8 protein-coding genes and 3 pseudogenes are annotated in these 12,576 nt (G+C 63.6%); 5 read left to right on the top strand and 6 right to left on the bottom strand.

The features are described 5' to 3' along the window. Positions 1 to 132 precede the first annotated feature (132 nt). Complete coding sequence (dps, locus tag ESZ60_RS12865) at positions 133 to 606, top strand: DNA starvation/stationary phase protection protein Dps (protein WP_134681144.1); 474 nt, start codon at positions 133 to 135, stop codon at positions 604 to 606. A gap of 60 nt (positions 607 to 666) precedes the next feature. On the opposite strand, the gene ESZ60_RS12860 is transcribed toward dps, so the two are convergent. Genes ESZ60_RS12860 through ESZ60_RS12845 form a run of 4 tightly spaced genes read right to left on the bottom strand, consistent with a single transcriptional unit; the run spans position 667 to position 5,253 of the window. Next, positions 667 to 1,743, bottom strand: coding sequence for a BMP family ABC transporter substrate-binding protein (locus tag ESZ60_RS12860; protein WP_134681222.1), 1,077 nt, complete (start codon positions 1,741 to 1,743; stop codon positions 667 to 669). Positions 1,744 to 1,776: 33 nt separating this feature from the next. Further along, positions 1,777 to 2,664: an ABC transporter permease gene (locus ESZ60_RS12855; protein WP_134681143.1), complete on the bottom strand. Its 888-nt coding sequence runs from the start codon at positions 2,662 to 2,664 to the stop codon at positions 1,777 to 1,779. Continuing rightward, entirely contained in the window at positions 2,664 to 3,734 is a 1,071-nt protein-coding gene (locus tag ESZ60_RS12850) for an ABC transporter permease (protein ID WP_134681142.1), read from the bottom strand. Before ESZ60_RS12850 ends, ESZ60_RS12855 begins: the two co-directional genes overlap by 1 nt. After that, positions 3,721 to 5,253, bottom strand: coding sequence for an ABC transporter ATP-binding protein (locus ESZ60_RS12845; RefSeq protein ID WP_134681141.1), 1,533 nt, complete (start codon positions 5,251 to 5,253; stop codon positions 3,721 to 3,723). The genes ESZ60_RS12850 and ESZ60_RS12845 overlap by 14 nt, the downstream gene beginning before the upstream one ends. Positions 5,254 to 5,334: 81 nt before the next feature. Between ESZ60_RS12845 and dnaE the strand changes: the two genes are divergently transcribed. Together dnaE and ESZ60_RS12835 are read left to right on the top strand one after the other, a co-directional pair. After that, positions 5,335 to 8,805, top strand: coding sequence for a DNA polymerase III subunit alpha (gene dnaE / locus ESZ60_RS12840; protein ID WP_134681140.1), 3,471 nt, complete (start codon positions 5,335 to 5,337; stop codon positions 8,803 to 8,805). Positions 8,806 to 8,845: 40 nt separating this feature from the next. After that, positions 8,846 to 9,433, top strand: a complete 588-nt coding sequence (locus ESZ60_RS12835) for a YdeI/OmpD-associated family protein (RefSeq protein ID WP_134681139.1) — start codon at positions 8,846 to 8,848, stop codon at positions 9,431 to 9,433. 13 nt (positions 9,434 to 9,446) lie between these two features. On the opposite strand, the gene ESZ60_RS12830 is transcribed toward ESZ60_RS12835, so the two are convergent. Continuing rightward, positions 9,447 to 10,754: a metal-dependent hydrolase family protein gene (locus ESZ60_RS12830; RefSeq protein WP_209021298.1), complete on the bottom strand. Its 1,308-nt coding sequence runs from the start codon at positions 10,752 to 10,754 to the stop codon at positions 9,447 to 9,449. A gap of 315 nt (positions 10,755 to 11,069) precedes the next feature. Between ESZ60_RS12830 and ESZ60_RS12825 the strand changes: the two are divergent. Next, positions 11,070 to 11,497 (top strand): annotated as a pseudogene (locus ESZ60_RS12825) (transposase); the annotation flags it as partial. An 8-nt stretch (positions 11,498 to 11,505) separates the two neighbouring features. On the opposite strand, the pseudogene ESZ60_RS12820 reads toward ESZ60_RS12825, so the two are convergent. Beyond that, positions 11,506 to 12,307 (bottom strand): annotated as a pseudogene (locus tag ESZ60_RS12820) (IS5 family transposase). Between the two features lie 36 nt (positions 12,308 to 12,343). Here ESZ60_RS12820 and ESZ60_RS12815 point away from each other — a divergent pair. Next, positions 12,344 to 12,576: pseudogene (locus ESZ60_RS12815) on the top strand (transposase); the annotation flags it as partial.

Genomic DNA, 12,576 nt, shown 5'->3' with positions numbered 1-12,576 from the left:
CTGCCTGTGGCAAAGGGGCGGTGCTTTCCTTAGGGGAAGCGCCGCCTTTTTCATTTTCCGCAGCCGGTTCCTGGGGGAACCCTCTGCGGCGCGGGCTCGTTTCCTTGCCGAACCTGATGCAAGGAGAAGAAAATGCCCGTCAATATCCAAGGCTTGACCGATAATGCGCGCAAGACTGCCATTGCCGAGCTGAATGCGCGGCTGGCCGATGCGGTGGCGCTGTCGGCGGCGATCAAGCAGGCGCATTGGAACGTCAAGGGCCGCAACTTCATCGCCGTGCATGAGCTTTTCGATCAGGTCTTTACCAATCTGCAAGTCCATGTCGATGAAATGGCCGAGCGCGTGCAGATCCTGGATGGCGTGGCCGTCGGCACGGTCGAAAAGGTTGCCAAGGCCAGTACGCTCAAGGAATATCCGACCGATCTGACCAAGGCCGAGGATCACATCAAGGCGGTCTGCGAGCGGCTGCGCGATTACGGCAAGAAGGTGCGCGAGGCCATCGACACGACCGATGAGGCCGGGGACGCGAATACCGCCGACCTGTTTACCGCGGCCTCGCGGACGGCAGATAAGGATCTGTGGTTCCTTGAAAGCCATCTGGAGTAACGGGTTTCGTGCACGAAAAAACCGGGGCCTTGGCCCCGGTTTTCTTTTGCTTTTGCCTAATTACTGCGGCATGGGCGCGGTGATGCCCTCGACGTAGAAGTTCAGGCCCGAAAGCTCCTCGTCGGTGGCTTTCTGGCCATCGGCCAGCCAGTCGCTGCCGTCCTGCTTTTTCAGCGGGCCGGTGAAGGGGTGATATTCGCCCGAAGCGATCTTGGCCTTCAGGGCCTCGGCCTCGGCCTTGACCTCGGCGGGGACGGCATCGGTGATCTCGCCGATCACGACCTCGCCATCGCCGATCCCGGCCCAGGTGGCTTCCGATTTCCACGTCCCGTCCAAAGCCTGACCGACGCGCTTGATGTAATAGGGCGCCCAGTTGTCGACGATGGACGAGATACGCGGCTCCGGTGCGAAGCTCGACATGTCCGAGGCCTGACCAAAGCCAAGCGCACCGGCCTCTTGTGCTTTCGCCAGCGGCGCGGTCGAGTCGGTATGCTGCATGAAGACATCGACGCCTTCGGCGATCAGGGCGGCGGCAGCATCGGCCTCTTTGGCCGGATCGAACCAGCTATAGACCCAAACGACTTTCATCTCGACGTCAGGGTTCACTTTCTTGGCGTGGATATAGGCCGAGTTGATGCCCTGAATGACCTCGGGGATCGGGAAGGATCCGATATAGCCGATCTTGTTCGACTTGGTCATGCGGCCCGCGATGGTGCCGATGACGGCGCGGCCTTCGTAGAAGCGGGCGTCATAGGTCGCCACGTTATCGGCGCGCTTGTAGCCGGTGGCGTGCTCGAACTTGATGTCGGGGAATTTCTTGGCGACGTTGATCGTCGCGTCCATGAAGCCGAAGCTGGTCGCAAAGATCATCTTGTTGCCAGCCAGCGCCAACTGGGTCAGGGCACGTTCGGCATCGGCGCCTTCGGGCACGCTTTCGATGAAGGTCGTCTCGACCTTGTCGCCATATTCCTTCTCGACCGCCTGACGGGCCAGATCATGCTGGAAGGTCCAGCCGCCATCGCCCACCGGGCCGACATAGATGAAGCCGATCTTCAGCTTTTCGCCTTGGGCCAGTGCGGGCAGGCTTGATGCTGCAACCAGCGCGGCGGCGCTGCCGAGTAGGGTTCTGCGATTGATCACTGTCACTCTCCTGTCAGGGTGTTTCGCTGCTTAGCGCAGCGCGTGGAAGGGTTGGCCGAGCGAGCCGGGCGTGGCCCCGCCGCCCGAGCGTCCGAATTTCTGCCGCGCCGAGATCGCGACCAGCACGATGATCGTCGCGAGATAGGGGGCCATTGAAAGCAGTTGTACCGGTAGCGCGACGCCCGCCGCCTGCAGACGCAGTTGCAGCACGGTGACGCCGCCGAATAGCCATGCCCCGGCCAGAGCGCCCCAAGGGTTCCATTGCGCGAAAACGACGATGGCGAGTGCGATCCAGCCCGCGCCTGCGGTCATGCCTTCGGTCCATTGCAGCACGGTTGCGATGGAAATATATGCCCCGCCGAGGCCTGCCATCGCGCCGCCAAAGGCGATCGCCCCGATGCGGACGCGGCGGACCGGGTAGCCCAGTCCATGCGCGGCGTCGTGATTTTCACCCACCGCACGCAGGATCAGCCCCGCGCGAGAGCGCATCAGGAACCACCATGTCACTGGCACCATGATCAGGCCGAGCCAGATCATCAGGTTCAGGCCCAAGGGACCGGCCATCATGCTGGGGGCTTTGAGGCCCTCATAGGGTTTGCCGAACATCGCGGTCAGGCCCAGCCCGAATAGTGCAAGCGCAAGGCCGGTCGCGACCTGATTGGACATCAGGTATTGCGTCAGAGCCGCAAAGATCAGCGACAAAGCCATGCCCGCGACGGCGGCGGCGACAAAGCCCAAAGCGGTGCTGCCGGTGACGTTCGCCACTGCAAATCCCGCCAAGGCGCCGCCGATCATCATGCCCTCGACGCCGAGGTTCAGCACGCCCGCACGTTCCGCCACCAATTCGCCAAGCGCGGCGAAAAGGATAGGGGTGGCTGCGCCAAGCAACAGGACGAATACGACAATCGGGTCGATCATTAGCTGCGCCTCCGGATGCGGTAGCGGGTCAGGAGGTCAAAGCCCAGAAGGAAGAACAAGAGCATCCCTTGGAACACCTGCACCGTGGATGCGGGCAGGTTCAGCATCATCTGCGCAAGTTCACCGCCGATATAGGTCAGCGCCATCAAGAGGCCTGCCAGCAGGATGCCCAAAGGGTGCAACCGGCCAAGGAAGGCCACGATGATCGCGGTGAAACCATAGCCCGAGCCGAAGCTTTCGGTGATCTGGCCCGCCGGACCTGCGACCTCGAACAGGCCCGCGAGGCCCGCCAGCGCGCCGGAAAGGCCAAGGCATAGCGCCACCAGCCGTTCGGGGCGGACGCCCGCAAAGCGGGCTGCGCGCGGGGCCGCACCCGCCGTGCGGATGCGGAAGCCAAGGATATGGCGCGACATCAGGAACCATGTCGCCGCCAGCGCGATGCCCGCAGCGATCACGCCCCAATGCAGCCCGGTATTGGCGATGAGTTCAGGATTCGCCGCCGACGGATATTGCTGCAGGTTGCGCGAGCCGGGGAAGTTGAAGCCTTCGGGGTTTTTCATCGGCCCAAAGGCCATCCAGGCCGCGATCTTTTGCGCGACATAGACCAGCATCAGCGAGACGAGGATTTCGGACGCCCCGAACCAGTTGCGCAGCAGCGCCGGGATCATGCCCCAAGCCCAGCCGCCCGCAGCGCCCGCGACGATCATCGCCGGGAAAATCCAGAAGGCTTCGGTCGGGTAGGCGGCCAGCGCGACAGCGGCGCCGCAGATCGCGCCGATGATGTATTGCCCCTCGGCCCCGATGTTCCAGATGCCCGCGCGAAAGCCCAAGGCCAGCCCCGAGGCGATCAGGATCAGGGGTCCTGCCTTGACCAGCAATTGCGGACGCGAATAGCCCGCTGCGGGGCCGAAGAGAGGGTCCCAAAAAATCGTCCGGATCGAGGCGACGGGATCGAATCCAAGTGCCGCGAACAGCAAGCCTCCGGTGATCATCGTGGCAATGACGGCCAAGACAGGCGTCGCGACCTGCCAAAGCAAGGGGGCGCTGGCGCGCGGCTCAAGCCGGAACATGACCGACCTCCATTCCGTGGGCGCCACCCAGCATCAGGCCGATCTCGTCAAGGGTCAGGCCCTCGGTCGGGCGCGGGTCTGACAGGCGGCCATTGTTCAGGGCGCAAAAGCGGTCCGAGAGTTCCAAAAGCTCATCAAGGTCCTGCGAGATGACGATGACGCCCGCACCTTTGGCGGCCAGATCCAGCAGCGCCTGCCGGATCGAGGCCGCGGCCCCGGCATCGACGCCCCAAGTCGGCTGGTTCACGACCAGCACGCGGGGATTGCCCAGAACCTCGCGGCCAATGACGAATTTTTGCAGGTTGCCGCCCGACAGCGCGCCAGCCGCCGTGCCGGGGCCGGGGGTGCGCACATCAAAGGCCTTGATGACGGCCTCGGCGAAGCGACGGGCGGCGGTGTTATCGACCAGCCCGCCTTTGACGATGTCCTGCCGCCCGCCTGCGGTCAGCAGTGTGTTCTCGGTCAGGCTGAATTGCGGAACGGCGGCATGACCCAGCCGATCCTCGGGGGCGGAGAGTAGGCCAGCCGCGCGGCGCGGATCGGGACCAAGCGTGGACAGGTCCGCGCCGGACAGCGTCACCGTGCCGGGGGCGCTTGCAATTTCGCCTGAGAGTGCAGCCAGCAACTCGTCCTGACCGTTCCCGGCGACGCCGCCAATGCCAAGGATCTCGCCCTTGCGCAGGGTCAGGGCGATATTCTTCAGCGCCACACCCTCATGCGCGGCATGGGTCGAAAGGGCGCGGACATCCAGCACGACCTCACCGGGGCTGCGGCCCGAGCGATCGACCAGCTTCATCTCGGCCCCGACCATCATCGCGGCGAGTTCACGGGCGGAATGGGCGCGGGGATCGACCGTGCCCACGACCTTGCCGTGACGCAGAATGGTGGCGCGGTCGCAATGGGTGCGGATCTCTTCCAGCTTGTGGCTGATATATAGGATCGCGGTTCCGGCTTCGGCCAGTTGGCGCAGGGTGGCGAAAAGGATCTCGGCCTCCTGCGGGGTCAGGACCGAGGTCGGCTCGTCCATGATCAGCAGGCGCGGGTTCTGCAAGAGGCAGCGCAGGATCTCGACCCGTTGACGTTCGCCCGCCGACAGCGTGACGACGCGGCGCGCGGGGTTCAAGGGCAGGCCGTAGCTTTGCGAGAGTTCCGCGATGCGGCGCGACAGTTCGGCGCGGGGTGGTGGGTTCTCCATCCCCAAGGCAATGTTTTCAGCAACCGTCAGCGCGTCGAACAGGCTGAAATGCTGGAACACCATTGCCACGCCCGAGGCCCGCGCCGCGCGGGGATCATGCGGCGCATGGGGCTGACCCGACAGCTGCATGTGACCTTCATCGGGTCGAACAAGGCCGTAGATCATCTTGACGAGGGTAGATTTCCCGGCACCGTTCTCGCCCAGCAACGCGTGGATTTCCCCGGCTCCGACCGACAAGCTGATATCGTCATTGGCGCGCACGCCGGGATAGGTCTTGCCCAGGCCCTCCGCCCGGAAGATGTCTGTCACTGTCGCGCGCCTCATTGCCCCTTTTATCGTCACCTTTAGAGGATTTCCGCCGGGGAGCAATTGCACAGTTGGACAGGTCCGGCCTAGATTGCAGGCATGCCGGAAATTTCGCCCCGATTCATCCATTTGCGCACGCATTCCGAACATTCACTTCTGGAAGGTGCCGTGCCGGTTAAGAAACTTGCCGATCTCGCGGCCCAGAACGGGATGCCCGCGGTCGCGCTGACGGATTCCAACGCGCTCTTCGCGGCACTGGAGTTTTCGATCAAGGCGCAGGACGCGGGTGTGCAGCCGATCATCGGCTGCCAGGTGACGTTGCGTTCTGAGGTCACCGCGCCCATCGTCCTGTTGGCGCAGAACGAGGCAGGCTGGCTGAATCTGATGGAGCTGTCCTCGTGCCTCTACCTGCGCGACGACAATTCCCTGCCGCATGTCACGCTCGACGAGCTTGCCGCGCGTGCCGAGGGGCTGATCTGCCTGACCGGCGGCGCGCTGGGGCCGCTCGGGCAGCTGGTCGGGCAGGGCCGCCTGCCCGAGGCGCGGGCGCTGCTCGAACAGCTGGCCCAGGCCTTCCCGACGCGGCTCTATGTCGAGCTGCAGCGCCACAAGGATGCCAATGGCGCCCCGGTCCCCGAGGAGGCCGCCTCCGAGGGCGGCATGATCGACCTTGCCTATGCGCTGGAGCTGCCGCTGGTCGCGACGAATGATGTCTATTTCCCGAAGCCCGATCTCTACGACGCGCATGACGCGCTGATCTGCATCTCGGAGCGCAGCTATGTGGATCAGACCGCGCCGCGCCGCCGGCTGACGCCCGACCATTACTTCAAGACCCCCGCCGAGATGATCGCGCTGTTCGCCGATCTGCCCGAGGCAGTAGAAAACACGGTCGAGATCGCCAAACGCTGCGCCTTTGCGGTCAAGAAGCACAAGCCGATCCTACCGCGCTTCGCCGATGACGAGGTCGAAGAATTGCGCCGTCAGGCTTGGGACGGGTTGCGCGACCGTCTTGCGATCATCCCCCATGCCGTGCCGGTGGCGGAATACGAAGAACGCCTGCGGTTCGAACTGGGCATCATCGAGCAGATGGGCTTTCCCGGCTATTTCCTGATTGTGGCCGATTTCATCAAATGGGCCAAGGATCACGGCATTCCGGTCGGACCGGGACGGGGTTCGGGCGCTGGCTCGCTGGTCGCTTACGCGCTGACCATCACCGACCTTGACCCGCTGCGCTATTCGCTGCTTTTCGAACGCTTCCTCAACCCGGAACGCGTCTCGATGCCGGATTTCGATATCGATTTCTGCATGGATCGCCGCGAAGAGGTGATCCGCTACGTTCAGGAAAAATACGGTCGCGACAAGGTCGGCCAGATCATTACCTTTGGTGCGCTGCTGTCCAAGGCCGCCGTGCGCGATGTAGGACGGGTGCTGCAACTGCCCTTTGGTCAGGTTGATCGCCTGTCGAAGATGATCCCGGTCGAGGGGGTGAAACCCGTCAGCGTGACCAAGGCGCTGGCCGATGAGCCGCGCCTGCGTGAGGCCGCCAAGGAAGAGGTCGTCGGTCGTCTGCTGGATTACGCGGCGAAGCTGGAAGGCTTGCTGCGCAACGCCTCGACCCATGCGGCGGGTGTGGTGATCGGGGACAGGCCGCTCGACAAGCTGGTGCCGCTTTACCGCGATCCGGCCTCGGAGATGCCTGCGACCCAGTTCAATATGAAATGGGTCGAGGCGGCGGGCCTCGTGAAGTTCGACTTCCTCGGCCTGAAGACGCTCACCGTGATTCAGAACGCGGTCGACCTGATAAACGGGGGCGGGCGTCCCTTGCATGTCGCCGCCGATGGGCGCGTGCTTTACCAGCCTGCCGAAGGGGCCGAAAACCAGATCAACGCCATCCCGCTGGATGACACGCCCAGCTACGAGCTTTTCGCCAGCGCCCGCACGGTTGCGGTGTTCCAGGTCGAAAGCTCGGGGATGATGGATGCGCTGCGGCGCATGAAGCCCACCTGCATCGAGGATATCGTTGCGCTGGTGGCGCTCTACCGACCCGGCCCGATGGAGAACATCCCGACCTATTGCGAGGTCAAGAACGGGCTGCGCGATCTGGAATCGCTGCATCCCAGCATCGACCCCATTCTGGCCGAGACGCAGGGCATCATCGTCTATCAGGAACAGGTGATGCAGATCGCGCAGGTCATGGCGGGCTACAGCCTTGGCGGAGCCGACCTGCTGCGCCGGGCAATGGGCAAGAAGATCGCCGAGGAAATGGCCAAAGAGCGGCCCAAATTCGTCGAAGGCTCGGTCGCGAATGGCGTCGATTCGAAGAAGGCCGGAGAGGTCTTTGACCTTCTTGAGAAATTCGCCAATTACGGCTTCAATAAATCGCACGCCGCCGCCTATGCCGTGGTCAGCTACCAGACCGCATGGCTGAAGGCGAACCACCCGGTCGAGTTCATGGCCGCGGTGATGAACTGCGATATCCACCTGACCGACAAGCTCGCCGTCTACAAGCGCGAGGCCGACCGCATGGGCATCGAGACCGTGCCGCCCTGCGTCAACCGCTCGCTCGCCACATTCAGCGTCAAGGACGGCAGGATCGTCTATGCGCTGGGCGCGCTGAAGGGCGTCGGCGTCGAGGCGATGCGGATGATCACCGAGGCGCGCGGCGAGAAGCCCTTCCGCGACCTCCATGACTTTGCCCGCCGCGTCGACATGAAGCGCGTGGGCAAACGCCCGCTGGAGATGCTGGCCCGCGCGGGGGCCTTTGACCTTCTCGAGGAAAGCCGCTCCAAAGTCATGAAATCGCTGGACGGTTTGGTGGCGTGGTCGGCTGCTGTGCAGGCGGCCTCTGCCTCGTCGCAAAGCTCCCTTTTCGGGGGTGGCGAGGATCTGCCGCCTCCGCGCCCGGTGGTCGCGCCGATCTGGATGCCCGCCGAGAAGCTGGGCGAGGAACATGCCGCCGTGGGCTTCTACCTGTCCGGCCATCCGCTGGATGATTACCTGCCCGCGTTGCGGCGCAAGAATGTCCAGACGCTGGCCGAGGTGACGCAGGCGGCGGCGGATGGGGCAATGGTGGCGTCGCTCGCCGGGACCGTCGCCTTCCGGCAAGAGAAGAAATCGGCGCGTGGCACGCGGTTTGCTTTTGTCGGTCTGTCCGACCCGACCGGGCTTTATGAGGTCACGGTGTTTTCCGACACGCTCGACGCGCATCGTCAGCATCTGGAACCGGGCGAGAATGTCGTCCTGCAGGTGCAGGTCGAGCCTTCGGGCGATCAGGTCAAACTGCTTGCGCGTTCTGTCGTGCCGCTGGAACAGGCTGTGGCGGATGCGGGCGCAAACCGGCTTGCGGTCGAGATTTCGGGGATCGACGCCGTGCCGGGCATTGCCGAGGCCTTGGCCCGCATTCAGGCCGAGGTCATGGCCCCCTCACGGGCGCGGGGACCCATCACGCTGCGGCTGAAGGACGGCGAGGATCTTGTGGATATCGAGATCACCGAGGACGCCCCCCTGACCACGCCCGCGCGTCAGGCCCTGCGGGTCCTTCCCGGCGTGCTTGAGGTGCTCGAGGAATAGGCGCAGACTGCCGCGACCGTTCCAGCGATGGGAAAGCGTGATGACGGACATAAATCCCAAGGTCGAGGCCTATTTCGACAATCCCGGCCTTTGGCCCGATGAGCAAAGGGCGCTGCGCGAGATCCTTCTGGCCAGCCCGCTGACCGAGGATTTCAAGTGGCGCTCGCCCGTCTATACCCATCAAGGGGCCAATATCGCGATCATCTGGGGCTTCAAGGACCGCGCCGCGCTGGGTTTCTTCAAGGGCGTGCTGCTGAAGGACCCCGAGGGGATTCTGGACGCACCGGGCGAGAACTCGCGCTCGTCGCGCGGGGCGAATTTCACCGATCTCGCGACGATCAAGGCGCTGCGGCCCACGCTGTTGGCCTATATCGACGAGGCCATTGCGCTGGAAAACGCAGGCGCCAAGGTCGATCTGCCCAAGGATGATCTGGACTATCCGCAGGAATTGGTCGACCGGCTCGACAAGGACGCGGATTTCAAATTCGCGTTCGAGGCCCTGACCCCCGGCCGCCGCCGCAGCTGGGTGCTGCATGTAAGCCAAGCGAAGCAGTCCGAGACCCGCATCGCCCGCATCGACAAGGCCGCGCCGAAAATCCGCGAGGGCAAGGGGCTGAACGACCGTTGAACTTGGGCGGCCCTTAATTGGCCAGACTGTTCTTGTAGATCTGCCCATCCTTCATGATCAGGACGAAGCTGCGCTCGGGATCGGCCACCAGATCGATATTGGTGAGCGGATCGCCATCGACCAGCAGCAAGTCCGCCAAGGCGGCCTCTTCGATCACGCCAAGCTTGCCTTTATAGGGGCTGCGCAGGCCGGAAAGCGCCAGAAACTCGCTATTGGTCGAGGTCGCCTGACGCAGGATCTCGGCGGGGGTGAACCATTCCTTCAGGGAAGCCAGCATCTCGCCCTGACGCCGCGCCATGGCCTCGGAGAACAGGACATCCGTGCCGAAGGCCGTCTTGATGTCATGGGCCTTGACCATGCGATAGAGATTATCCGTGCCGGTCATGACCTCTTCGGCCTTTTCGGCCTGAGAACTGCCGGGCGGGAACATGTTGCCGAAGAAAGCAGGAACTATAGGCTGGGCTGAAAGCCAGATATCCTTTTCCGCCATGTATTTCGCCGTCTCGTCATCCATCAGATGGGCGTGTTCGATGACCTTCACGCCGGCATCGATCGCGCGCCGAACGGCCTCGGTCGTATAGGCATGGACGGCGACATAAGTGCCCCAGTTCGAGGCGGCCTCGACCGCCGCTTTCAACTCCTCCAGCGTAAAGGTCGAGACATCAAGCGGGCTATGCGGCGAGGCAACCCCGCCGCCCGCGGTTAGCTTGATCTGGCTCGCGCCCAGCATCAATTGCTCGCGCACGCGCTGGCGGATCAGGTCGGGACTGTCGGCCACCAAGGCCCCGCCCAGTTCCTCGACCCGTGAGAGGGGCCGCGATCCGTCGCGCGGCAGATCCGTCAGGGGTCGGAAATCGCCATGACCGCTGGTCACGGTGATCATCGCCCCCGAGGGCCAGATGCGCGGGCCGGGAACGACGCCTGCATCAATGGCTTGTTTCAGCCCGAAGGAGGGCCCGCCCATATCGCGCACCGTGGTGAAGCCGCGCATCAGCGTCGCTGTGGCCTCGACCCCGGCCAGCAGGTTGACGAAGCCGACATCGCCGAAAAGCATCTGCTCGGGGGTCTGGCGGATCAGCATGGTGTGCCAATGCGCGTCGATCAGGCCCGGCATCAGCACCCGCCCGCCGCCGTCGATGATCGTGGCCTCGGCTCCTGCGGTGACGGCCTCGCCGATCCCCGCGATCTGGTTGCCACGCACGAGCACCGAGGTCGGTGGCGTCAGCGCGTCGCCATTGCCGTCAAAGATGCGCACGTCGCGGAACAAGGTCTCGGTCTGTGCCCCGGCGGCATTGCCGAGGGTCAGCGCCAAAACTGTCACGGCTAGTCTCGTTCTCCAAGGGAATCGCATCTCGAGGTCTCCTTTTCATGGAAAAAGGCGGGTCGAGTCGGAAACTGGACGGAAGAGGCGCAGGCTGGCCAAACTCTGGCGGGCTGCCCGATTGAGGACAGGTTGCGCAGGGCAAATCGCAAGGTCAAGAATTATCGCAGCATCTCACCGGTTCCGGGATTTGTCGTCCTCCGGATTCTAGCGCCGCGATCGAGACCCTTCCTCCCGTAAGCCGACACACCTAGGCGGTGTTGACAAAAGGGGATTCACAGGACGGGCTGATCGTGATTCAAGCTGGTATCTGCGATGGAGACCAGCTTGGCACGAGACCTGATGTCGGACGAGGAGTGGGCGTTTCATGAACGCTTCATCCTTGCCACCCGCGCTACGAACGGACGCAAGCCCACGAACCATCGCCTTGTTCTGGATGGGATTTTCTGGAGTGAGGCATGAGCCATTGGTTCAAGGCCATGCCGAACGCGCACCGGTTCGCCTTGGCGTGACCTACCGGAAGAATTCGGTAAGTGGTCATCCGTTTACCGCCAATTCCGGCGCTGGACCCTAATCGGGCTCTGGGAGCGGATCCTGGATGCCCTGAACGAAAGCGGGGCGGTGCCGCACGCGCTCCAGATGATCGACAGCACCGTGGTCCGCCCCCATCATCAGGCAGCGGACGCTAAAGGGGGACTCCGCGACAGGGTTCTGGCCGTTCGCGAGGTGGGTTCTCGACTAAGAGCGCGTTTCAAAACTCCTTGGTCAAGTTTCGGAAGCAGATGATGGCGCAAGCCAGGATGGTGAAGGCGAGGTGGATGTCTGCCCGGCGCTCGTATCTGACGGTGAGGCGGCGGAAACGGGAAAGCCAGGCGAATGTGCGCTCGACGACCCAGCGATGCTTTCCGAGATGGCTGGTGCTCTCGATGCCTTTCCGGGCAATCCTGTGTTTGATGCCGCGTTTTGTGCAGGCCCTGCGGCAGCGGGGATAGTCATACTCCTTGTCGGCATGCAGTTTCCCGGGACGGCGGCGTGGCCTGCCGCGTTTGCCACGAATAGGAGGAATGGCGTCAAGCAACGGCTCAATCATCCGGCTGTCATGGACATTGGCACCGCTCAAACACAGCGCCAGCGGAATGCCGTGCCTGTCAGTGACGATGTGGCGCTTCGTCCCCGGACGACCGCGATCGGTGGGGTTGGGGCCGGTGACTTCGCCCCCCTTTTCGCCGCGATGGATGCGCTGTCCATGCAGGCCCGGCTCCAATCGAGACGACCGGCGCGATGAAGCTGCTGGAGCAGCGTGCGATGCAACCGTTCCCAGACACCGGCCAATTGCCAGTCCCTCAATCGGCGCCAGCAGGTGATGCCCGAGCCGCATCCCATATCCAACGGCAGCATGCGCCAAGGGATGCCGGTTTGCAGGACAAACAGGATCCCCGCCAACGCGCCCGGTCGGAGGTTCGAGGCCGCCCGCCTTTCACGGATCGGGGTGATGGCGGCAAAAGCGGTTCGATAACGGCCCAGAGGGCGTCGGAGACATGCGTGGTCGACATAACCCGCTAATCTAACAGTCAGAATCTGGCTGCAAGGGTTTTGAAACGCGCTCTAAGATCCACCTCCGCGTCAACGGCGCAGGCCTGCCCATGAGGTCGGAGATCACGCCGGGGCAGACATCGGACTAACTGGGCTTTGATCTGGCCATGGCCGACAACCCGCCTGCGCCGTCCGTCCTGCTCGCGGACCGGGGCTATGACGCTAACAACGTTCGCAAAACCATCGAGGCGCGCAACGCTCATCCGATGATCCCTATGCGCAAGACCCG

The sequence above is a fragment of the Paracoccus ravus genome (genome assembly GCF_004522175.1).
Classification (GTDB): Bacteria; Pseudomonadota; Alphaproteobacteria; order Rhodobacterales; family Rhodobacteraceae; genus Paracoccus; species Paracoccus ravus.
This window is presented reverse-complemented; position numbering and strand designations above follow the sequence as displayed.

What these genes read in the sequence shown, in the direction of transcription:
- ESZ60_RS12835 (WP_134681139.1), top strand. Translation starts at nt 8,846, where the DNA reads ATGACGGACATAAATCCCAAGGTCGAGGCCTATTTCGACAATCCCGGC.
- dps (WP_134681144.1), top strand. Translation starts at nt 133, where the DNA reads ATGCCCGTCAATATCCAAGGCTTGACCGATAATGCGCGCAAGACTGCC.
- ESZ60_RS12855 (WP_134681143.1), bottom strand. Translation starts at nt 2,664, where the DNA reads ATGATCGACCCGATTGTCGTATTCGTCCTGTTGCTTGGCGCAGCCACC.
- dnaE (WP_134681140.1), top strand. Translation starts at nt 5,335, where the DNA reads ATGCCGGAAATTTCGCCCCGATTCATCCATTTGCGCACGCATTCCGAA.
- ESZ60_RS12845 (WP_134681141.1), bottom strand. Translation starts at nt 5,253, where the DNA reads ATGAGGCGCGCGACAGTGACAGACATCTTCCGGGCGGAGGGCCTGGGC.
- ESZ60_RS12850 (WP_134681142.1), bottom strand. Translation starts at nt 3,734, where the DNA reads ATGTTCCGGCTTGAGCCGCGCGCCAGCGCCCCCTTGCTTTGGCAGGTC.